Annotated in this window: 17 protein-coding genes and 7 tRNA genes; 5 read left to right on the top strand and 19 right to left on the bottom strand. The window is 53.0% G+C overall.

Going from position 1 to position 21,859, the window contains the following annotated elements:
• Position 1: 1 nt before the first annotated feature.
• From lnt to miaB, 5 genes are all read right to left on the bottom strand, one after another.
• On the bottom strand, positions 2–1,540 hold the full coding sequence (lnt, locus tag SOM82_RS06015) for an apolipoprotein N-acyltransferase (RefSeq protein ID WP_320459907.1): 1,539 nt from the start codon (positions 1,538–1,540) through the stop codon (positions 2–4).
• 5 nt (positions 1,541–1,545) lie between these two features.
• Complete coding sequence (corC, locus tag SOM82_RS06020; protein WP_154126676.1) at positions 1,546–2,424, bottom strand: CNNM family magnesium/cobalt transport protein CorC; 879 nt, start codon at positions 2,422–2,424, stop codon at positions 1,546–1,548.
• 104 nt (positions 2,425–2,528) lie between these two features.
• Complete coding sequence (gene ybeY, locus SOM82_RS06025; RefSeq protein WP_154126677.1) at positions 2,529–2,996, bottom strand: rRNA maturation RNase YbeY; 468 nt, start codon at positions 2,994–2,996, stop codon at positions 2,529–2,531.
• The gene (locus SOM82_RS06030; protein ID WP_154126678.1) at positions 2,993–4,039 is read right to left on the bottom strand and encodes a PhoH family protein; all 1,047 of its coding nucleotides are present in this window, start codon (positions 4,037–4,039) and stop codon (positions 2,993–2,995) included. Before SOM82_RS06030 ends, ybeY begins: the two co-directional genes overlap by 4 nt.
• Before the next feature lie 172 nt (positions 4,040–4,211).
• On the bottom strand, positions 4,212–5,636 hold the full coding sequence (gene miaB, locus SOM82_RS06035) for a tRNA (N6-isopentenyl adenosine(37)-C2)-methylthiotransferase MiaB (protein ID WP_154126679.1): 1,425 nt from the start codon (positions 5,634–5,636) through the stop codon (positions 4,212–4,214).
• Positions 5,637–5,772: 136 nt separating this feature from the next.
• Between miaB and ubiF the strand changes: the two genes are divergently transcribed.
• On the top strand, positions 5,773–6,948 hold the full coding sequence (gene ubiF, locus SOM82_RS06040) for a 3-demethoxyubiquinol 3-hydroxylase (protein WP_320459908.1): 1,176 nt from the start codon (positions 5,773–5,775) through the stop codon (positions 6,946–6,948).
• A 116-nt stretch (positions 6,949–7,064) separates the two neighbouring features.
• On the opposite strand, the gene SOM82_RS06045 is transcribed toward ubiF, so the two are convergent.
• The 12 genes from SOM82_RS06045 to nagB form a co-directional block, all read right to left on the bottom strand.
• Positions 7,065–7,139, bottom strand: a tRNA-Gln gene (locus SOM82_RS06045).
• A 42-nt stretch (positions 7,140–7,181) separates the two neighbouring features.
• Positions 7,182–7,256, bottom strand: a tRNA-Gln gene (locus tag SOM82_RS06050).
• A gap of 44 nt (positions 7,257–7,300) precedes the next feature.
• Positions 7,301–7,377: transfer RNA gene (locus SOM82_RS06055), tRNA-Met, on the bottom strand.
• A gap of 16 nt (positions 7,378–7,393) precedes the next feature.
• Positions 7,394–7,468: transfer RNA gene (locus SOM82_RS06060), tRNA-Gln, on the bottom strand.
• 30 nt (positions 7,469–7,498) lie between these two features.
• Positions 7,499–7,573, bottom strand: a tRNA-Gln gene (locus SOM82_RS06065).
• A gap of 23 nt (positions 7,574–7,596) precedes the next feature.
• Positions 7,597–7,681, bottom strand: a tRNA-Leu gene (locus tag SOM82_RS06070).
• A 7-nt stretch (positions 7,682–7,688) separates the two neighbouring features.
• Positions 7,689–7,765 (bottom strand) — tRNA-Met (locus tag SOM82_RS06075).
• 223 nt (positions 7,766–7,988) lie between these two features.
• Complete coding sequence (asnB, locus tag SOM82_RS06080) at positions 7,989–9,653, bottom strand: asparagine synthase B (protein WP_320459909.1); 1,665 nt, start codon at positions 9,651–9,653, stop codon at positions 7,989–7,991.
• Between the two features lie 249 nt (positions 9,654–9,902).
• Complete coding sequence (locus SOM82_RS06085; protein WP_154126682.1) at positions 9,903–10,655, bottom strand: HAD-IIA family hydrolase; 753 nt, start codon at positions 10,653–10,655, stop codon at positions 9,903–9,905.
• A gap of 48 nt (positions 10,656–10,703) precedes the next feature.
• Entirely contained in the window at positions 10,704–11,924 is a 1,221-nt protein-coding gene (gene nagC / locus SOM82_RS06090; RefSeq protein ID WP_320459910.1) for a DNA-binding transcriptional regulator NagC, read from the bottom strand.
• 8 nt (positions 11,925–11,932) lie between these two features.
• Positions 11,933–13,081, bottom strand: coding sequence for an N-acetylglucosamine-6-phosphate deacetylase (nagA, locus tag SOM82_RS06095; protein WP_320459911.1), 1,149 nt, complete (start codon positions 13,079–13,081; stop codon positions 11,933–11,935).
• Between the two features lie 53 nt (positions 13,082–13,134).
• Positions 13,135–13,935, bottom strand: coding sequence for a glucosamine-6-phosphate deaminase (gene nagB / locus SOM82_RS06100; RefSeq protein ID WP_154126685.1), 801 nt, complete (start codon positions 13,933–13,935; stop codon positions 13,135–13,137).
• Positions 13,936–14,258: 323 nt separating this feature from the next.
• On the opposite strand from nagB, the gene nagE reads away from it, so the two are divergent.
• From nagE to chiQ, 4 genes are all read left to right on the top strand, one after another.
• The gene (gene nagE, locus SOM82_RS06105) at positions 14,259–16,277 is read left to right on the top strand and encodes an N-acetylglucosamine-specific PTS transporter subunit IIBC (RefSeq protein ID WP_320459912.1); all 2,019 of its coding nucleotides are present in this window, start codon (positions 14,259–14,261) and stop codon (positions 16,275–16,277) included.
• Between the two features lie 178 nt (positions 16,278–16,455).
• A complete protein-coding gene (glnS, locus tag SOM82_RS06110; RefSeq protein WP_154126686.1) occupies positions 16,456–18,123 on the top strand; it encodes a glutamine--tRNA ligase in 1,668 nt (555 codons plus the stop codon).
• Between the two features lie 441 nt (positions 18,124–18,564).
• Complete coding sequence (chiP, locus tag SOM82_RS06115) at positions 18,565–19,962, top strand: chitoporin ChiP (protein ID WP_320459913.1); 1,398 nt, start codon at positions 18,565–18,567, stop codon at positions 19,960–19,962.
• A gap of 53 nt (positions 19,963–20,015) precedes the next feature.
• Positions 20,016–20,345, top strand: a complete 330-nt coding sequence (gene chiQ / locus SOM82_RS06120; RefSeq protein WP_154126794.1) for a ChiQ/YbfN family lipoprotein — start codon at positions 20,016–20,018, stop codon at positions 20,343–20,345.
• Between the two features lie 121 nt (positions 20,346–20,466).
• Here chiQ and fur read toward each other — a convergent pair whose 3' ends face one another.
• Together fur and fldA are read right to left on the bottom strand one after the other, a co-directional pair.
• On the bottom strand, positions 20,467–20,913 hold the full coding sequence (gene fur / locus SOM82_RS06125) for a ferric iron uptake transcriptional regulator (RefSeq protein ID WP_154126688.1): 447 nt from the start codon (positions 20,911–20,913) through the stop codon (positions 20,467–20,469).
• Between the two features lie 293 nt (positions 20,914–21,206).
• Complete coding sequence (fldA, locus tag SOM82_RS06130; RefSeq protein ID WP_154126689.1) at positions 21,207–21,737, bottom strand: flavodoxin FldA; 531 nt, start codon at positions 21,735–21,737, stop codon at positions 21,207–21,209.
• Positions 21,738–21,859: the final 122 nt, after the last annotated feature.

Genomic DNA, 21,859 nt, shown 5'->3' on the forward strand with positions numbered 1-21,859 from the left:
ATTACTGACGACGCTGGCGCAGGCTCATGAGCAACGCGCCAAAACCAAACAGTGCCGTCAGGATCCACAGTGGCCAGTTACCCGTGCGGGCGTACGGCGTGAGGCCTGACGTAGGGGTGACTTTGGTGGTCAGCACCGAGCGGGTGAACTGCGGGAGCATGGCCTGAATTTCGCCCTGAGGGCCAATCACGGCGGTGATGCCGTTATTCGTGCTGCGCAATAACGGGCGAGCCAGTTCAAGCGAACGCATACGGGCCATCTGGAAGTGTTGCCACGGACCGATTGATTTTCCAAACCAGGCGTCATTCGAGATAGTCAGCAGATAATCCGTGTCCGCACGGAAGTTATCCCTTACCTGCTCGCCCAGAATGATTTCGTAGCAAATCGCCGGCGTCAGCGCAAAGCCATGCGCATGGAGCTGCGGCTGTACGTAAGGCCCCCGGCTGAAGGACGACATCGGCAAATCGAAGAACGGTGCCAGCGGACGCAGAATGGACTCCAGCGGCACAAACTCACCAAACGGGACCAGGTGATTTTTGTTGTAACGATTCGCTGATTCGTAGCTGTACGGGTTGTCTTTGCCGAGCGTGATAATGGTGTTGTAGGTGTCGTAACGGTTCTGCTTGTTCAGCCGCGCATCGACAATCCCGGTGATGAGTGTGCTGTTTTGCGCGCGCAGCAGGTCATCCATCATGCTCAGGAAACGCTGCTGGTTGATCTCCAGATCCGGAATCGCAGACTCCGGCCAGACGATCAGGCTGGATTTGCCCATCTCTTTTTGCGTCGCATCAAGATAGATTTTCAGCGTATTGATCAGTTGGTTCTCATCCCACTTCAGCGATTGCGGAATATTACCCTGCACCATTGAAACTTGCGTGGCGCGTTCAGGTTCAAGGGTGAACCACTGGATATAACGCAGCGGGAAGGGGAGGGCGAACAGCACCAGCGCGACGACCAGCGGTTTCCAGCAACGCTTGACCAGCGCCAGCACCAACAGGCCGCTCACCACCATCAGCAGGAAATTGATCGCCTCCACGCCCATGACGGGCGCCAGGCCTTTCAGCGGGCCATCAATCTGGCTGTATCCAAACTGCAGCCACGGGAAGCCGGTCAGCACCCAGCCGCGTAAGAATTCGGTGATTTGCCAGACAACCGGGGCGGCAATCGCGACGCGCAGCCAGGTTGTTTTTGGCCACAGGCGCGAAAGAATACCTGCGAACAGACCGGTATACAGGGAGAGATAGGCGGCCAGCAGCACCACCAGGAAAACGTTAACCGGGCCAGGCATTCCGCCAAACTGCGCAATACTGACGTAGACCCAGTTAATGCCGGAGCCAAACAGGCCAAGACCCCAGAAATAGCCGATGGCTGCAGCCTGAACCGGGCGACGATTAAGCGTCAGCCCTTGCAGACCCATCAGGGAGAGAAGCGCCGCAGGCCAGATATCGTAAGGGGAGAAAGCCAGCGTACCGCTGGCTCCGAGTAACAGCGCCAGCAGCAAACGGACGCGCTGGCGTTCAAGCAGTGGGGCAAATGCCATTTACATTAGTCTTCCAGTTTGGGCACCGGGGAATCGTCCGGCATTCTGACGTGAACCTGAATAATACGTCGACTATCGGCCATCGCGACCTTGAACTGGTAACCGTCAATATCAACGGATTCGCCGCGCGCAGGGAGATGTCCAAACGCCTGCATGACCAGACCCCCGATGGTGTCCACCTCTTCATCGCTGAAGTGGGTGCCGAAGGTGTCGTTGAAATCTTCAATAGAGGCCAACGCGCGCACGGTCCAGGTATGGCGACTCAGCTGACGGAATTCGATATCTTCTTCTTCATCGTATTCGTCTTCGATTTCACCCACGATCAGTTCGAGAATATCTTCGATCGTCACAAGGCCGGACACGCCGCCAAATTCATCGATAACAATTGCCATGTGGTAGCGTTGAGAACGGAACTCTTTCAGCATGCGATCAACACGCTTGCTTTCCGGTACAACCACCGCCTGGCGTAACACTTTTTCCATGCTGAAAGCTTCAGAATCGCTGCGCATAAACGGCAGCAGATCTTTCGCCATTAAAATCCCTTCAATGTGATCTTTATCTTCGCTGATAACCGGGAAACGCGAGTGGGCGGATTCGATGATGACATCGAGGCACTCGTCCAGCGTCTGGTTGCGTTTCAGGGTAATCATCTGCGAGCGGGGAATCATAATATCGCGGACGCGCTGGTCGGCGATGTCCATTACCCCTTCGAGCATTTCGCGCGTATCTTCGTCGATAAGATCGTTCTGCCCGGAATCACGAATCAGCTCCAGGAGTTCATCACGGTTTTTGGGTTCTCCGTGGAACAGCTGGCTCAGAATGAGGGAAAAGAATCCCTTTTTACTGGTTGTCGTGTCGCTACTGTGTGAATTGTCGTCGCTCATGGCGTTTGTTAAGGGTTCTCTTGTGAGTTTAATGCTCACCGCCGCAGGAATGATTCATCTGCGGCGGCATGGTAAGTCAGTACGCCAAACAGAGGCTTAACTGACTATTCTTTCTCGGCAATGTACGGATCCTCATAGCCCAGAGCAAGCATTATCTCTGTCTCAAGGGATTCCATCTCTTCCGCTTCTTCGTCTTCAATATGATCATAGCCAAGCAGGTGCAGACTGCCGTGTATCACCATGTGTGCCCAGTGCGCATCGAGCGGTTTTTCCTGCTCTTTTGCTTCCTGTTCAACCACCTGACGGCAGATGATCAAATCTCCCAGCAGCGGCATTTCGATGCCCGGCGGGGCTTCAAACGGGAAAGAAAGCACGTTGGTCGGCTTATCTTTGCCGCGATAGGTCAGGTTCAGCTCGTGGCTTTCTGCTTCGTCTACCAGGCGAATCGTGACTTCAGACTCTTCCTGAAACTGCGGGATCACCGCGTCCAGCCAGGTCTGAAACTGGCTTTCTTGCGGCAACCCGGCGTTGTCTTCACAGGCCAGTTGTAAATCGAGGATCACCTGACTCATTTATGCTCTTGCTCCTGGGCTTCACGTTTGCGTTCCGCTGCCTGTTGGTCTTTACGTTTCTGTTCTGCTTCTTCCCATGCTTCATAGGCGTTAACGATACGGGCAACCACCGGATGGCGCACCACGTCTTCGCTGTTGAAGAAGTTAAAGCTGATTTCGTCTACTTCTGCCAGCACTTCGATGGCATGACGCAGACCGGATTTGGTGCTGCGCGGCAGGTCGATCTGAGTGATATCGCCCGTAATAACCGCTTTCGAGTTAAAGCCGATACGCGTCAGGAACATTTTCATCTGTTCGATGGTGGTGTTCTGGCTCTCATCGAGGATGATAAAAGCGTCATTCAGCGTACGACCGCGCATGTAAGCCAGCGGCGCAACTTCGATGACGTTGCGTTCAATGAGCTTTTCCACTTTCTCAAAGCCCAGCATTTCAAACAGTGCGTCATACAGCGGGCGCAGGTAGGGGTCCACTTTCTGGCTTAAATCGCCGGGCAGAAAGCCCAGCTTCTCGCCGGCTTCTACCGCCGGGCGCGTCAGCAAAATACGACGAATATCCTGGCGTTCCAGCGCATCAACCGCCGCGGCCACCGCCAGATAGGTTTTCCCCGTCCCTGCCGGACCGACGCCGAAGGTAATGTCATGATCGAGAATATTGGCGATGTATTGTGCCTGGTTCGGCGTGCGCGGCTTAATGACGCCACGTTTGGTTTTAATGTGGATGGCTTTGCCGTATTCAGGCACGCTTTCTGCGCTCTGCTCCAGCACGCGCGCCTCTTTGATAGCGAGGTGGATCTGTTCAGGTTCAATATCCTGAGTCTCTCCGCGCATCGGGGCAGTATCGACATACAGACTGCGCAGAATATCCGCAGCCGCGTTGACGCAGATGGCGCGTCCGGTAAGTTTGAAGTGATTATCGCGACGATTGATTTCGATACCCAGACGTCGCTCCAGTTGTTTGATGTTGTCATCAAACGGCCCGCACAGGCTCAGCAGGCGAGCGTTGTCTGCTGGCTCAAGGGTAATTTCACGCGTTTCTGTGTTCAAACTTTTCCTCTTAATGTGTGTATTGCCGAATGGCGATATGCGCATCTGGCTTACAGACGAGTCGTCTTAACGAAATTATTCACGCCAGAGAATAAAGGCGCAAGCTTATGCTTGCATATTGGGGACCCCGAAGGGAATTACAAGGCCTGCCAGAAGAGCAGGCCTGAACGCATTAAGGCTGATAAACACCGACACCCAGGTCGTTTTCTTTACGTGTACGAGCGATAACGGACTCTGGCGTCTCGGCAATGCGCAGACCCATCTCCTCTTCGGTCCGCACCACTTTACCGCGCAGGGAGTTGGTGAGAACTTCAAGGATTTCGATATCGACAAACTTGCCGATCATGTCAGGCGTCCCTTCGAAGTTGACCACGCGGTTGTTCTCCGTACGGCCAGACAGCTGCATGAGACTTTTGCGAGAGGTGCCTTCTACGAGAATGCGTTGCGTGGTGCCCAGCATCCTACGACTCCAGGCCGTCACCTGCTGGTTGATGCGATCCTGCAGAATGGCGAGGCGCTGTTTTTTCTCTTCTTCCGGAACGTCATCCACCATATCGGCGGCTGGCGTACCCGGACGCGCAGAGAAGATGAAGCTATAGCTGGTATCGAAATTCACTTCGCCAATCAGCTTCATGGTGCGCGCAAAATCATCGGTCGTTTCGCCCGGGAAGCCGACAATAAAATCGGAGCTGATTTGAATATCCGGACGCGCTTCACGGAGTTTACGGATGATAGCTTTGTATTCCAGCACGGTATGGGTACGCCCCATCAGATTCAGCACGCGGTCGGAACCACACTGAACCGGCAGATGCAGGAAGCTCACCAGCTCTGGCGTGTCGCGATAAACATCAATAATGTCATCGGTAAATTCAATCGGATGGCTGGTGGTAAAGCGCACGCGGTCGATGCCGTCGATAGCGGCAACCAGACGCAGAAGTTCGGCGAATGAGCCGGTGGAGCCATCGTAGTTTTCACCACGCCATGCATTCACGTTCTGGCCGAGCAGATTCACTTCACGTACACCCTGCGCGGCGAGCTGGGCCACTTCGAACAGAATGTCATCGCAAGGGCGGCTGACTTCTTCACCGCGCGTATAAGGCACAACGCAGTAGGTGCAGTATTTGTTGCAGCCTTCCATGATGGATACGTACGCGCTTGGGCCGTCGGCACGCGGTTCCGGCAGGCGGTCAAATTTCTCGATTTCCGGGAAGCTGACGTCAACTACTGGGCTACGATCGCCGCGCACCGAGTTGATCATTTCCGGCAGGCGATGCAGTGTTTGCGGTCCAAAAACAATATCGACGTAATGGGCGCGGCTTCGAATCAGCTTGCCTTCTTGCGAGGCAACACAGCCACCCACGCCAATAATCAGGTCCGGGTTTTTCTTTTTAAGGAGTTTCCAGCGACCTAACAGGTGGAAGACTTTCTCCTGCGCTTTTTCACGGATTGAGCAGGTGTTAAGCAGCAGAACATCGGCTTCTTCTGCCACTTCAGTCAGTTGGTACCCGTGGGTTGCATTCAGCAGATCGGCCATCTTCGATGAATCGTATTCGTTCATCTGACAGCCCCAGGTTTTTATATGGAGTTTTTTAGTCATCGACTTGCTCAGGCTCAGGATTGCAAGCCGCATATTGTAATGCTTTGGTGGGGTTGTGACCAGTATGAAGGTTGGCAACCGCAAGGAGGAAAAAATCCGGTAAACTTAAGGGATTCTCTTATAAGGACTATTGACCATGGCAACCCAACAAACCGAAATCGCCGTTGTCGGCGGTGGAATGGTCGGCGGCGCACTGGCGCTTGGACTGGCCCAGCAGGGATTTCAGGTAACGGTCATTGAAAAAGCGGCTCCCCCCGCGTTTGATGACAACCAGCAGCCGGATGTGCGGATCTCAGCGATCAGCGCCGCATCGGTCGATCTGCTGCGAGGCCTGGGGGTGTGGGAGGCGATCCTGGCGATGCGCGCCCATCCGTATCGTCGACTGGAGACATGGGAGTGGGAAAATGCCCATGTGAAATTTGACGCCGCCGAGCTTAAGCTACCGCTTCTGGGCTACATGGTAGAAAACAATGTTCTGCAATTAGCGCTATGGCAGGCGCTGGAGGCGCATGACAACGTGACGCTGCGCGTCCCCGCTTCGCTGAAGGCGCTGCATCGCCATGAGAGCGGTCATTTGCTTGAGCTGGATGATGGTGACGAGCTGGCGGTGAAGCTGGTGGTGGGAGCGGACGGCGCCAGTTCGCAGGTTCGTCAGATGGCGGGAATTGGCATCCACGCCTGGCAATATGACCAGGCTTGCATGCTGATTACCGTGAAATGTGAAAATGACCCCGGCGACAGCACCTGGCAGCACTTTACTCCTCACGGACCTCATGCTTTTTTACCGCTGTTTGATCGCTGGGCTTCGCTGGTGTGGTACGACACCCCGGCGCGGATTCGCCAGCTACAGGGGTTGTCGATGGCGCAGTTGCAGCATGAAATAGACAAACATTTCCCGGCTCGCCTGGGCAAAGTGACTCCGGTGGCGGCCGGGGGATTCCCGTTAACGCGTCGGCACGCCCTGCAATATGCCCGTCAAGGACTGGCGCTGGTGGGTGATGCGGCACATACCATTCATCCGCTTGCCGGGCAGGGGGTAAATCTGGGCTATCGTGACGTTGACGCTCTGCTGGATGTGATGAGTCGTGCGCGCGAGCAGGCAGAACCCTGGGCGAGCGCCGCAGTGCTCAAGCGCTATCAGATGCGTCGTATGGCGGATAATTTTGTTATGCAGTCCGGTATGGATCTCTTTTACGCGGGATTCAGTAATGATATCGGCCCGATACGCATTCTGCGCAATATCGGCCTGATGGCGGCGGAGCGGGCGGGTGTTTTGAAGCGGCAGGCACTGAAATACGCGTTAGGTCTCTAGACCTGAAACGGCCTGATTTCTGTCCCTCGCTCTTTTTTGGTGAGGGCAGGAACCGGACCAGACCGATAAAGCACAAAAACAAAAAAGCCCGCAGAGCGGGCTTTTTTGTTACTAAGTGGCTGGGGTGCAGGGATTCGAACCCCGGAATGCTGGTATCAGAAACCAGAGCCTTACCGCTTGGCGACACCCCAATTGTTGCGTTAAACAAAACAGTATAACGACTTTTTAAAAATTGGCTGGGGTACGAGGATTCGAACCTCGGAATGCTGGTATCAGAAACCAGAGCCTTACCGCTTGGCGATACCCCAACAATTCTTTCTGGGTTGACCGATAACTCGATCTGTCCCTAATTTGGTGGCTACGACGGGATTCGAACCTGTGACCCCATCATTATGAGTGATGTGCTCTAACCAACTGAGCTACGTAGCCAAACTACATTCTTCGATGGCTGGGGTACCTGGATTCGAACCAGGGAATGCCGGTATCAAAAACCGGTGCCTTACCGCTTGGCGATACCCCAATACCGCGGAGAACCGCAAATCGAAGAAAATGGCTGGGGTACCTGGATTCGAACCAGGGAATGCCGGTATCAAAAACCGGTGCCTTACCGCTTGGCGATACCCCATCCGTGCAACGCGGACCTGGAAATGGTGCGGGAGGCGAGACTTGAACTCGCACACCTTGCGGCGCCAGAACCTAAATCTGGTGCGTCTACCAATTTCGCCACTCCCGCAAAAAGATGGTGGCTACGACGGGATTCGAACCTGTGACCCCATCATTATGAGTGATGTGCTCTAACCAACTGAGCTACGTAGCCATCTTTTTTCGCGTTACCTTATCGGCGTTGCGGGGCGCATTATGCGTATAGAGCTTTGCAGCGTCAATATCTTTTTCAACGAAAATGGCCGGAATGTGACTGTTTGGTTAGGTTGCGAACAGCGTGACCGAATATTCGGCAATTATTGGTTATTAATCGCTTTTGTCCAGAAAAACACGAGGCCAAAAAAAGGCCCCGAAGGGCCTGTTTACGATCGTCTCGATCATTTGTAGGCGGACTGGTGGACACCCACTGCGCGTCCTGAAGGATCGTTCATGGATTTGAACGATTCGTCCCACTCAATGGCTTTAGCCGAAGAGCAGGCCACCGATGGACCGCCTGGAACACATTCCGCTGCGCTTGGGACCGGGAAGAGCTCTTCGAAGATTTCACGGTACAGATAGGCTTCTTTAGAGCCCGGCGTGTTGTACGGGAAGCGGAAGCTGGCCGTTTCCATTTGTTGATCGGAAACCTGTTTTGCTGCCACCTCTTTCAGGGTGTCGATCCAGCTGTAGCCCACACCGTCAGAGAACTGCTCTTTCTGACGCCATGCCACGCTTGCGGGCAGGTAAGATTCAAAACATTCACGCAGGATATGTTTTTCCATTTTGCCGTTGCCGCACATTTTGTCCTGCGGGTTGATACGCATCGCCACGTCGAGGAATTTCTTATCCAGGAACGGAACGCGGGCTTCGACGCCCCATGCTGACATCGCTTTGTTGGCGCGCGCGCAGTCAAACATATGCAGTGCCTGCAGTTTACGCACCGTCTCTTCGTGCAGCTCTTTGGCGTTCGGCGCTTTGTGGAAATAGAGATAACCGCCGAAGACTTCGTCAGAACCTTCACCTGACAGTACCATTTTGATGCCCATCGCCTTGATTTTACGCGACATCAGATACATAGGCGTTGAGGCACGGATCGTTGTCACATCATAGGTTTCAATGTGATAGATAACGTCGCGGATCGCATCCAGCCCTTCCTGCACGGTAAAGTGAATCTCGTGGTGAACCGTACCCAGATGGTTTGCCACTTCCTGCGCGGCTTTCAGATCCGGTGCACCTTCCAGGCCCACGGCGAAGGAGTGCAGCTGCGGCCACCAGGCTTCAGAACGTTCGTCATCTTCAACACGACGTGCCGCGAATTTTTTCGTGATAGCGGAAATCACCGATGAATCCAGGCCACCAGAAAGCAACACGCCATAAGGCACGTCGGACATCAGGTGACTTTTTACGGAATCTTCCAGTGCCTGGCGCAGCTCCGCTTTGTCGGTGACGTTATCTTTCACCGCGTCGAAATCGAACCAGTCACGCTGGTAATACTGGCGGATTTCTCCGTCTTTGCTCCACAGGTAGCTGCCAGCCGGGAACTCTTTGATGGTGCGGCAAACGGGCACCAGCGCTTTCATCTCAGAGGCAACGTAGAAGTTACCGTGCTCGTCGTGACCCATATACAGCGGAATAATACCGATGTGGTCGCGACCAATCAGCCAGGCGTCTTTTTCGCTATCGTAGAGAACAAAAGCAAACATGCCCTGCAGTTCGTCGAGGAATTCCGCGCCTTTTTCCTGATACAGTGCGAGGATCACTTCGCAGTCAGAACCGGTCTGGAAGGCGTAACGATCGCCATACTCAGCGCGCAGTGCCTGATGGTTGTAAATTTCACCGTTGACGGCCAGCGCGTGGGTTTTTTTATCGTTATACAGTGGCTGAGCACCCGCGTTGACATCGACAATCGACAGACGTTCATGAGCCAGAATCGCTTTATCGCTGGCGTAAACGCCTGACCAGTCCGGGCCGCGATGGCGCATCAGGCGAGAGAGTTCCAGTGCCTTTTTACGCAGTTCGCCCGCGTCAGTTTTAATATCCAGTACGCCAAAAATTGAACACATAACCTTCTCCGTTAACCCTGTTGCATTGTGATGTTGCTTGCTTATGAAAATGCCGCAAAGGGGAGGGGCGCGCAAGGTTTTTACGGGGTAAAAAGCAAAAAGTGCAATGACGATTGTTGAATGTTGAAAAATGAGTACGTCGTGAGCTGTTTTATTGATGATTGTTCAAAATATTGAGGGTTTTATTAGATGGCGTTGCTTTTATCAGGGCCTGAAATGAAAAACCACGCCCTGAGGCGTGGTTGAATATCAGATAACATCAATTTCTGCGACGGAGGGATAGATCCAGCTCGGTCGGAACGGCATGGCATCAATATCATCAATGGTAGATACCCCCGAAAGGACGAGGATTGTCTCAAGTCCGGCCTGGAAACCGGCCAGAATATCGGTGCGCAGATTATCGCCGACAATGATCGTTTGCTCAGAGTGCGCCTGCATTTTGTTAAGCGCAGCGCGGATGATCCACGGGCTGGGTTTACCCACCACAAAAGGTTTGCGGCCTGAAATTTTCTCGATACCCGCACAGAGCGCGCCGCATGCCGGATAATAACCACGGCCATGGGTATCCGGGTTGGTGGCAATAAAACGCGCGCCATTTGCCACAAAGTAGGCGGCTTTGTGCATCATTTCCCAGTTAAAAGAGCGCGTCTCGCCGACGATCACAAAATCCGGATTTACATCGGTGATTGTAAAACCGGCTTTATACAGTTCGTGAATTAATGCGCCTTCACCCACGACATACGCTTTTTTCCCTTCCTGACGTTTCAGAAAGTCGGCGGTGGCCATCGCGGAGGTGTAAAACACGCTGTCCGGGACATCGACCCCGGCGGTCGCAAAACGGTTTGCCAGATCTTGCCCGGTCTGTGACGGATAGTTAGTCAGCAGAACCAGCGGCATTCCCTTTTCCAGGATTCGGTTCAGAAACTCAGCGGCACCGGGCACAGCCACGTTATCGTGCATCAGCACGCCGTCAATATCACAAATCACATTCTGAATGGTCATGAACTACCTGGCATCTCGGTAAAAAGAAGGCGTCACTATAAATGGCTCTTAGCTTTCCAGCAAACGCTGGAGCAACAGACCGTTAAGCATGGCGCGTTTCACGAGCGCAAAAGCGCCAATTGCGGAGCGGTGGTCCAGCGTCGAGCGTACCACCGGCAGATTCTGGCGGAAGGCTTTTAACGCCTGGGTATTAATGCAGCCTTCGATGGCCGGCAGAAGCACTTTTTCTGCTTCGATAATCTCGCCAGCGATCACCACTTTTTGGGGGTTAAAGAGGTTGATAGCGATAGCAATAGTTTTACCCAGATGGCGCCCTACCTGTTCGATCACTTCGCAGGCCAGCGCATCGCCTTTGTTCGCGGCTTTGCAAATGGTTTGGATCTTACAATCTTCGAGGGTAATGCGGCTTTGATAGCCCTGCTCAAGCAAATGGCGGACCCGCTGTTCAATCGCGGCGTTGGCAGCGACGGTTTCCAGACAGCCAAAGTTACCGCAGTGACAACGCTCGCCGAGGGGATCAACCTGAATATGGCCAATCTCGCCAACGTTGCCGTTACGACCGATAAAGATCCGCCCGTTAGAGATAATGCCCGCCCCCGTTCCCCGATGCACGCGCACCAGAATAGAGTCTTCGCAGTCCTGACTCGCACCAAAATAGTGCTCCGCCAGCGCCAGACTACGGATATCGTGGCCGACGTAACAGGTGACGTTGAACCGTTTTTCCAGTGCGCCGACGAGCCCCCAGTTCTCAACCTGAATGTGCGGCATATAGCGAATCACGCCGCTTTCGGGGTCAACCAACCCTGGCAGGATCACGGAAATGGCAATCAGCTCGCGGATTTTACGCTGGCAGTGCTCAATAAACTGCGCAATGGTATTGAGTAGCGCATGCTCAAGCGTCTCTTGTGTCCGCTCGGGCAGAGGGTAGTGCTCTTCAGCAATGACTTTGCTGCTGAGATCGTACAGGGTGAGCGTGGTGTCATGGCGACCAAGACGCACGCCGATAGCGTGAAAATTGCGGGTCTCGGTAATAATGGAGATGGCGCGACGGCCTCCGGTAGAGGCCTGCTGATCGACTTCTTTGATCAGGCCGCGCTCAATAAGCTGACGTGTGATTTTAGTCACACTGGCGGGGGCAAGCTGGCTCTGTTCGGCAATCTGAATGCGCGAGATGGGACCGTGCTGGTCAATCAGGCGATAAACGGCCGCACTGTTAAGTTGTTTAACGAGGTCAACATTACCAATTTGAGCTTGTCCGACAGATGTCATACTTTTACTTACTCAGTGACGACCTCGTTACCATTAACGATGGTCTTAATAATTTTATAATCGTGCGTGAAGGCGGTCAGGTTGGCAACCATGCCCGGCGCAATGCCGCCCAGTTGTTTGTCCACACCTATCGCGCGAGCCGGGTAGAGCGTTGCCATGCGCAGCACTTCATCCAGCGCAATGCCGCAATGTTCAACCAGGTTGCGTACCCCTTCGATCATGGTCAGGGCTGAACCACTCAGCGTACCATTCTCATCCACACACAGCCCATTGCGGTAGTATATTGTTTTACCAGCAAAAATGAACTGTTCAATATTCGCCCCTGCCGGTGCGGTGGCATCCGTGACCAGGCACAGTTTATCGCCCTTCAGACGTTTTGCATTGCGGATGTTGGTGTAATCCACATGCAGGCCATCAGCGATAATGCCGCAGTAGACATCCGGTGCATCCAGAATCGCCCCGACCAGACCCGGTTCGCGGCCAGTGATGTACGGCATCGCGTTATAAAGATGGGTCGCAAAGGTAATGCCTGCGCGGAAACCGGTTTTGGCTTCTTGTTGGGTCGCATTGGAGTGACCCGCAGAAACGACAATACCTGCTGCTGCCAGTTTGCTGATAACTTCCGGCCCGGTCATTTCAGGGGCCAGCGTCACTTTGGTGATCACGTCCGCATTTGCACACATGAAATCAACCAGCTCGGCATCAGGTTTACGCACGAAATCGGGATTATGCGTCCCTTTTTTAACGATGTTCAGCCACGGGCCTTCAAGGTGTAAGCCCAGCGCCTGGTGTGGGTATTTTGCCAGGTATTCACGCATCACGCGGATACCTTGTTTCATCAGACTGTCGCTGGTGGTAATCAGCGTGGGCAGATAGCTGGTGCAGCCCGATTTCTCATTGGCTTTTTGCATGATCTCCAGCGTTTCTACCGTGACCGCCTCGGCAGTGTCATTAAACTGCACGCCGCCGCAGCCGTTCAGCTGAACGTCGATAAAACCGGGGGAGAGAGTTGCTCCATTGAGTGAGTGCTGTTCAATCTCTGGCGGCAATTCAGCCATTGGACAGACACGTTCAATCAGGCCATTGGCGATAACAATCGCATGGTCATCCAGAATTTCATGGCCGGTATAAATCCGACCGTGGGTTAAAGCGTACATAACGACCCCCGGTTAAAAAAATCGACCGCCTCTCAAAAGAGACGGTTATTCAATTACAGACCTTTAATGTTTTCAGCTTCTAACTCGTTGAAGTATTTCAGCGTCTTCACTTTCAGTTCCATTGTGGACGGCTCATCGCATACCACAACCGCTTTCGGATGCAGCTGCAGACAGCTGATGGTCCACATGTGGTTAACGTTGCCTTCAACGGCAGCCTGAAGCGCCTGGGCTTTAACATTACCCAGCACCAGAATCATCACTTCTTCGGCATCCAGCAGCGTGCCCACGCCAACGGTCAGCGCATACTTAGGCACCAGGCTTACATCGCCGTCGAAGAAGCGGGAGTTTGCCACGCGGGTGTCATGCGTCAGCGTTTTAATGCGGGTACGAGAGGCCAGAGAAGAAGCGGGTTCGTTGAACGCGATGTGACCGTCGTTACCCACGCCACCCATAAACAGGTGAATTTTGCCATACGCACGGATTTTTTCTTCGTAATGACGGCATTCTGCGTCAATATCAGGCGCGTTGCCATCCAGCAGATTAATATTTTCAGCTGGAATATCAACGTGATCAAAGAAATTACGGTGCATGAAGCTATGGTAGCTTTCTGGATGCTCTTTTGGCAGGCCGACGTATTCGTCCATGTTGAAGGTCACAACATGTTTAAAGCTAACCTGGCCCGCTTTATGCATTTCGACCAGAGCTTTGTACGCGGTCAGCGGTGTTCCGCCGGTAGGAAGGCCGAGAACGAAAGGACGATCGGCGGTAGGTTTGAACGCATTAATGCGGTTAACGATGTGGCGAGCGGCCCATTTACCGACTTGTTCAGCTGTTGCCAGGGGAATCAGTCTCATTGTTCACCTCTAAGTTAAAGTAAAAAGTGGGCGGATGGTGTACCTGACCTGAAGTAAGCGTAACCTGGATCACGTGAGGCAGGGTCATTCCGACTTGATTTTTTGAATGATAAAATAAGTTTTCACTGTTAGCCAGTGGAAGGGAGGGTTATTAACGATATTTGGTGACAAAACTCACAAAAAGTATGCTTTTAATTTGCGATACGAATTAATTTTTCACACACTCAGAATGCCAGTGATTCATCAACTGTATACATAAGTTAGTGACACAATAAAAAACAGCTGAGAACGTGCCTTAAACGGGGTCTCATAGGGGGAAGAAAGTGAGTATTCTAGGTTATTTACAAAAGGTTGGCCGCGCACTGATGGTGCCGGTTGCCACGCTGCCAGCGGCAGCAATACTAATGGGTGTCGGTTACTGGATTGACCCGGTGAGCTGGGGGGGAGACAACGCCCTCGCGGCGCTGTTTATCAAATCCGGTGCTGCCATTATCGACAACATGTCTGTACTGTTTGCGATTGGTGTCGCATACGGTATGTCCAAAGATAAAGATGGCGCAGCAGCATTGACCGGTTTTGTGGGCTTCCTCGTGTTGACCACGCTCTGTTCTCCGGCCGCGGTTGCCATGATCCAGAAGATCCCGGTAGACCAGGTGCCTGCCGCGTTCGGTAAGATCAGCAACCAGTTCGTCGGTATCCTTGTCGGTATCATCTCTGCGGAACTGTACAACCGCTTCAGTGGCGTTGAGCTACCGAAGGCGCTGTCGTTCTTCAGCGGTCGTCGTCTGGTGCCGATTCTGACCTCCTTCGTGATGATCGCCGTGGCGTTCATTCTGATGTACGTCTGGCCGGTGATCTTCGACGGTCTGGTGAACTTCGGTGAACACATCCAGAAACTCGGCTCTGCGGGGGCGGGGATCTACGCGTTCTTCAACCGTCTGCTGATCCCTGTCGGCCTGCATCACGCGCTGAACTCTGTGTTCTGGTTTGACGTTGCGGGTATTAACGATATCCCTAACTTCCTCGGCGGCGCACAGTCCATCGAAGCAGGTAAAGCGGTTGTCGGTATCACCGGTCGTTACCAGGCGGGCTTCTTCCCGATTATGATGTTCGGTCTGCCGGGTGCAGCGCTGGCCATCTACCACTGCGCACGTCCAGAGAATAAAGCAAAAGTGCTGGGTATCATGATGGCGGGCGCATTCGCGGCCTTCTTCACCGGTATCACCGAGCCGCTGGAATTCTCCTTCATGTTCGTGGCTCCGGTTCTGTACGTGATCCACGCAGTGCTGACCGGTATCTCCGTATTCATCGCCGCATCGATGCACTGGATTGCAGGCTTCGGCTTCAGTGCGGGTCTGGTGGATATGGTGCTTTCTTCCCGTAACCCGCTGGCCACTCACTGGTGGATGCTGATCCCTCAGGGTCTGGTGTTCTTCGTTATCTACTATGTGGTGTTCCGTTTCACTATCACCAAATTCAACCTGATGACTCCGGGTCGCGAACTGGCTGTTGCCGGCAGCGAAGCAGATGGTCAGGACATGAACGTGAGCGGCGACAAAGAGCAGGACGTAGCCGGTCTGGCGCGTCAGTACATTGCCGCTGTGGGTGGCTCTGCTAACCTCACCGGTATCGACGCGTGTATCACTCGTCTGCGTCTGAACGTGAAAGATTCTTCCCTGGTAAACGAAGCACTGGCAAAACGCCTGGGCGCATCTGGTGTGATTCGTCTGAACAAAACCAGCGTGCAGATTATCGTGGGCTTCGTGGCGGAAAAAATCGCTAACGCCATGAAAACCACCGGCCCGGTGGCCGCAGCAGAAGCCGCTCCGGTAGCCGCTGCGCCGGTAACCGCAAAACCGCAGGCCGTTCCAAACGCGACCACCATCGCCGCGCTGGTCTCTCCAGTCACCGGTGAAGTGGTTGCGCTGGAGCAGGTCCCTGACGAAGCGTTCGCCAGCAAAGCGGTCGGTGACGGCGTAGCAGTGAAACCAACGGAAAAAACCGTCGTTTCCCCTGCGGCCGGGACTATCGTGAAGATCTTCAACACCAACCACGCGTTCTGCCTGGAAACTGAAAAAGGCGCGGAGATCGTGGTCCACATGGGCATTGATACTGTTGCTCTGGGTGGCAAAGGCTTCACGCGTCTGGTTGAAGAAGGTGCCGAAGTGGTCGCAGGTCAGCCGATTCTGGAAATGGATCTGGATTTCCTCAACGCTAACGCACGCTCCATGATAAGCCCGGTTGTCTGCAGCAATATCGACGATTTCAGCGGCCTGGTCATTCAGGCACAGGGTCAGGTTGTTGCAGGTCAGACCCCGCTGTATGAGATTAAAGGCAAGTAATCGCTCCTGAGTAGAGTCAATGCCTTAAGCGGCGGGGGATAACCTCCGCCGTTTTTTTTGCGTCAGCTGGCCCCCTATTTCTGGCAAAGTTATTTTTTGCGTAACTAAAGGTTGTCACTACGCCTGGCTTATAAGATCATATGCCGTTATACGTTGTTTACGCTTTGAGGAACCCACGATGAGTGAGGCTGAAGCCCGCCCGAGTAACTTTATTCGCCAGATCATTGATGAAGATTTGGCCAGTGGTAAGCACACCACAGTTCATACCCGTTTCCCGCCGGAGCCAAATGGCTACCTGCATATCGGTCACGCGAAATCTATCTGCCTGAACTTCGGCATCGCGCAAGATTACCAGGGCCAGTGCAACCTGCGTTTCGATGACACCAACCCGGTGAAAGAAGACATCGAATACGTTGAGTCGATTAAGAACGACGTGCAATGGTTAGGCTTCAGCTGGTCTGGCGATATTTGCTACTCATCGGATTATTTCGACAAGCTGCATGAGTACGCAATTGAGCTGATTAACAAAGGCCTGGCCTACGTTGATGAGCTGTCTGCCGACGAGATCCGCGAATATCGTGGCTCACTGACTGCGCCGGGTAAAAACAGCCCGTTCCGCGATCGCTCGGTTGCTGAAAACCTTGAGCTGTTCGAAAAAATGCGTGCGGGTGGTTTCGAAGAAGGCAAAGCCTGTCTGCGTGCCAAAATCGACATGGCGTCGCCATTCATCGTGATGCGCGATCCGGTGCTGTACCGCATCAAATTTGCGGAACACCACCAGACGGGCAACAAGTGGTGCATCTACCCGATGTACGACTTCACCCACTGCATCAGCGATGCGCTGGAAGGCATAACGCACTCCCTGTGTACGCTGGAATTCCAGGACAACCGTCGTCTGTACGACTGGGTGCTGGATAACATCACCATTCCTGTGCATCCGCGTCAGTACGAGTTCTCTCGTCTGAATCTGGAGTACACCGTGATGTCCAAGCGTAAGCTGAACCTGCTGGTCACTGACAAGCACGTTGAGGGCTGGGATGACCCACGCATGCCGACCATCTCCGGTCTGCGTCGTCGTGGTTACACCGCCGCGTCTATCCGCGAGTTCATCAAACGTATCGGCGTGACCAAACAGGACAACACCATCGAGATGGCCTCGCTGGAATCGTGCATTCGCGAAGATCTGAACGAAAATGCCCCGCGCGCAATGGCGGTTATCGATCCGGTAAAACTGGTTATCGAAAACTACCCGCAGGGTGAAAGCGAGCAGGTCACTATGCCTAACCATCCGAACAAACCGGAAATGGGCAGCCGTGAAGTACCGTTTAGCGCGGAGATCTGGATCGACCGTGCTGACTTCCGCGAAGAGGCGAACAAGCAGTACAAGCGTCTGGTTCTGGGCAAAGAAGTGCGTCTGCGCAACGCGTATGTGATTAAAGCCGAACGTGTCGAAAAAGACGCCGAAGGCAATATCACCACCATTTTCTGCAGCTACGATGCCGACACGCTGAGTAAAGACCCAGCCGATGGCCGCAAAGTGAAGGGCGTCATTCACTGGGTGAGCGCAGCACACGCGCTGCCGGTTGAAATCCGTCTCTACGATCGTCTGTTCAGCGTACCGAATCCTGGCGCTGCTGATGATTTCCTGGCGACCATCAATCAGGAATCGCTGGTGATCAAACAGGGCTACGCCGAACCGTCCCTGAAAAACGCTGAAACCGGTAAAGCGTACCAGTTTGAGCGTGAAGGCTATTTCTGCCTCGACAGCCGTTATGCAACCGCTACCAAACTGGTATTTAACCGTACCGTTGGGCTGCGTGACACATGGGCTAAAACGGGCGAGTAAGCCAGGTCAATGAGAGACAAACGCCGCTGCCAGCGGCGTTTTTTTTGCTTATCGATCATGTTGTTACTTTGTTGGGCTGTTTCTTCGTAAAAATAGCGGGTCAATCAGCTGCTACTTATTTTTTAAAATAAAGTTAAGATCGAAAATAAATAAGCGAAATGAAAGCGTGTAAGCGTTATCAATTTATATTAATTAATGAATTTAAACGGTTTTTCTCTCCTTAGTTCCGCTATCTGCAATATGTTACAAATCACTACCAATTATGTGCACTTCGTCATAATCCTGCATTTTGCCTGCTAAAAATCATTGATAATTCGCGTCGCGAAAAATAGTCTAAAGACGGTAGTTAATTCGAGGGTATTTCTGACTACCCCTGACCATTTAGGTCTTTTTAGCTTTTCGCCGTTTAAGGCGTTTTAATTCGTCAAAGAGGAACAATCTATGCGTACGTTCAGTGGCAAACGTAGTGCGCTGGCGCTGGCTGTTGCCGGTGTGACAGCCATGTCAGGCTTTATGGCTGCTCCGCAGGCTCAGGCGGCAGGATTTATTGATGATTCTACACTCACGGGCGGTATCTATTACTGGCAGCGTGAACGTGACCGTAAAGACGTCACTGAAGACAAATACAAAACCAACCTTTCTCACTCCACCTGGAACGCCAATCTGGATTTCCAGTCCGGCTATGCCGCCGATATGTTCGGTATTGATATTGCGGCCTTTACCGCCATTGAAATGGCCGAAAATGGCGATAGCGCGCACCCGAACGAAATTGCGTTCTCGTCCAGCAATAAAGCGTATAAAGAAGACTGGTCCGGCGATAAGAGCGGCATTAGCCTGTATAAAGCGGCGGCTAAATTTAAATACGGTCCGGTATGGGCGCGCGGCGGTTATATTCAGCCAACCGGTCAGACGTTATTAGCGCCGCACTGGAGTTTCATGCCGGGTACATACCAGGGGGCAGAAGCCGGAGCTAATTTCGACTACGGCGATGCAGGCGCGCTGAGCTTCTCCTATATGTGGACCAACGAATATAAAGCGCCGTGGCACATCGAGATGGACAAGTTCTATCAGAACGATAAAAAGACCAAAGTCGAATATCTGCACTCGCTCGGCGCGAAGTATGACTTCAAAAATGATCTGGTGCTGGAAGCCGCGTTCGGTCAGGCAGAAGGCTATGTCGATCAGTATTTTGCCAAGGCGAGCTACAAATTTGATATTGTCGGCGGCCCGCTGACCACCAGCTATCAGTTCTACGGCACGCGCGACAAAGTCAGCGATGGCGGCGTGAACGATCTGTATGACGGCACCGCCTGGCTGCAGGCCCTGACCTTTGGCTATAAAGTTGGCCAGGTTGATTTACGTCTCGAAGGAACCTACGTCAAGGCGGAAGGGCAGCAGGGCTACTTCCTGCAGCGTATGACCCCAACCTACGCCTCTTCAAACGGTCGTCTGGATATCTGGTGGGATAACCGCTCTGACTTCAACGCCGACGGTGAAAAAGCGCTCTTCTTTGGCGCGATGTATGACCTGAAGAACTGGAATCTGCCGGGCTGGGCGGTTGGGGCATCTTATGCCTACGCCTGGGACGCAAAACCAGCGGATATGGCCACGCCGGATGCTTACTACGACCCGAACTATCGTCTGAAAGAGTCCTCTTACAGCCTCGACGCAGTTTATACCCTGCAGGATGGCCGCGCGAAGGGCACGATGTTCAAACTGCACTTCACCCAGTACGACAACCACTCCGATATTCCAAGCTACGCGGGCGGTTACGGCAACATCTTCCAGGATGAGCGTGACGTGAAATTTATGGTCATCGCACCGTTCACTATCTTCTGATAATCACGCCGGCGAGGTGTTCCCCCCACCTCGCCGGAATGGAGACGGCTATGCTGAAAAAAATTATCTGTGTGGCGGCGCTGGCGTCGGCACTGGCTGGCTGCGCACAGCCCCAGGCACCTAAAGAAGATTCGCGTCTTAAAGAGGCCTACAGCGCCTGTATCAATACCGCAGAAGGCTCGCCAGAGAAGATCGAAGCCTGCCAGAGCGTACTGAATGTGCTGAAAAAAGAGAAAGCGCATGAGCAGTTTGCGACGCAGGAAAACGTTCGCGTGCTGGATTACCAGGCGTGTATTCAGGCGCGTAAAACGGGTAACGATCAGGAAGTGGCAAAGCGTTGCGACCGCATCTGGCAGGAGATCCGCAGCAACAACAGTCGGTAACACGTCGCGCCAGATCATTCGCGCTCTAAAGTGCCCGGAAGCTTCAGCTTACCGGGCTTTTTGTCTTATAACAGGCAAAAAAAAGCCAACCGTCAGGTTGGCTCAGAGTATGAAAATGCGATTATTTCGGTTCGTGCGCGTGCTCTTCTTCGCGGCAATCGCCTTCAGCACAGTGGCCGTAGAGATACAGGCTGTGGTTGGTCAGGCGGATGCCATGGCGCGTGGCAATTTCACGCTGGCGTGCTTCGATAGAGTCGTCGCTAAATTCAATCACCTTGCCGCAATCGAGGCAGATAAGGTGATCGTGGTGATGCTGTTGCGTCAGTTCAAAAACGGATTTTCCGCCTTCAAAATTATGACGGGTGACAATCCCGGCGTCGTCGAACTGGTTCAGGACGCGATAAACGGTCGCCAGTCCAATCTCTTCGCCCATGTCGATCAGACGTTTGTATAAATCTTCCGCACTGACATGATGATTGTCCGGACCTTGCAGTACTTCCAGAATTTTTAAACGAGGAAGCGTAACTTTCAGGCCAGCCTTCTTCAATGCGGTATTGTTGTCAGTCATGCGGAATCTGTCCTGTTGCTAAACGATTCACTTCAAATAAGAAGTGACAGAAAATGCACTTGGGATAATGCGTCTCATTATAGAACTGCCACGCCTAAATGAAAACTGCAAGTCTCAAGCAAAGTATGCTTATAAAAACGTGGTATCGCCAACAAACTTGTCTGATGGCATCCACTTTAACCCGGGGACATTGTACAGGTATGGAGATAAAAGTTAAAAATTTGTAGCAATTATTTTAATCGGTTTTATCTATCAATGAGGCGCAACAAATTATGTCGCGCCTCAACATTCAGTCAGGCGTTCAGAATGTCATCGAGGTGCAGTTCTTCACGGATCTGCTTAACCCATTTGTCCACTCGCTCGGCGGTCAGCTCCGGCTGACGGTCTTCATCAATTGCCAGACCGACAAAGTGGTCGTCGTCCGCCAGACCTTTGGACGCTTCGAAATGGTAGCCCGCCGTTGGCCAGTGACCGACGATAACAGCGCCGTGAGGCTCAATAATGTCGCGGATGGTGCCAAGTGCATCGCAGAAGTATTCTGCGTAATCTTCCTGGTCGCCGCAGCCGAACAGGGCAACAAGCTTGCCATTGAAGTCGACTTCTTCCAGCGTTGGGAAGAAATCATCCCAGTCGCACTGCGCTTCGCCGTAGTACCAGGTCGGAATGCCAAGCAGCAGAATATCGTAACCTTCGAGATCCTCTTTGCTGCTCTTAGCAATGTCATGCACGTCGGCAACGTCTTTACCAAGCTGTTTTTGAATGTTTTTTGCGATGTTTTCGGTATTACCGGTATCGCTGCCGAAGAAAATGCCGATGATTGCCATGAGTAAAATAACCTCTTGAAACTTAATGGTATGGTGGCACGAATTGTCCACGGATAAGGGCAATCATAGCAGAACAGAGAAGTCAGCGGAAACTGCTATCGGCCCGGACTGCACTCTGTGCT

Origin of the sequence: Lelliottia sp. CFBP8978 (assembly GCF_034046055.2) — a bacterium.
GTDB lineage: Bacteria > Pseudomonadota > Gammaproteobacteria > Enterobacterales > Enterobacteriaceae > Enterobacter.

Bases quoted from the DNA above. Each gene is read 5' to 3' on its own strand.
- lnt (WP_320459907.1), bottom strand. From the start codon at position 1,540: ATGGCATTTGCCCCACTGCTTGAACGCCAGCGCGTCCGTTTGCTGCTG.
- corC (WP_154126676.1), bottom strand. From the start codon at position 2,424: ATGAGCGACGACAATTCACACAGTAGCGACACGACAACCAGTAAAAAG.
- ybeY (WP_154126677.1), bottom strand. From the start codon at position 2,996: ATGAGTCAGGTGATCCTCGATTTACAACTGGCCTGTGAAGACAACGCC.
- miaB (WP_154126679.1), bottom strand. From the start codon at position 5,636: ATGACTAAAAAACTCCATATAAAAACCTGGGGCTGTCAGATGAACGAA.
- ubiF (WP_320459908.1), top strand. From the start codon at position 5,773: ATGGCAACCCAACAAACCGAAATCGCCGTTGTCGGCGGTGGAATGGTC.
- asnB (WP_320459909.1), bottom strand. From the start codon at position 9,653: ATGTGTTCAATTTTTGGCGTACTGGATATTAAAACTGACGCGGGCGAA.
- SOM82_RS06085 (WP_154126682.1), bottom strand. From the start codon at position 10,655: ATGACCATTCAGAATGTGATTTGTGATATTGACGGCGTGCTGATGCAC.
- nagC (WP_320459910.1), bottom strand. From the start codon at position 11,924: ATGACATCTGTCGGACAAGCTCAAATTGGTAATGTTGACCTCGTTAAA.
- nagA (WP_320459911.1), bottom strand. From the start codon at position 13,081: ATGTACGCTTTAACCCACGGTCGGATTTATACCGGCCATGAAATTCTG.
- nagB (WP_154126685.1), bottom strand. From the start codon at position 13,935: ATGAGACTGATTCCCCTGGCAACAGCTGAACAAGTCGGTAAATGGGCC.
- glnS (WP_154126686.1), top strand. From the start codon at position 16,456: ATGAGTGAGGCTGAAGCCCGCCCGAGTAACTTTATTCGCCAGATCATT.
- chiP (WP_320459913.1), top strand. From the start codon at position 18,565: ATGCGTACGTTCAGTGGCAAACGTAGTGCGCTGGCGCTGGCTGTTGCC.
- fur (WP_154126688.1), bottom strand. From the start codon at position 20,913: ATGACTGACAACAATACCGCATTGAAGAAGGCTGGCCTGAAAGTTACG.
- fldA (WP_154126689.1), bottom strand. From the start codon at position 21,737: ATGGCAATCATCGGCATTTTCTTCGGCAGCGATACCGGTAATACCGAA.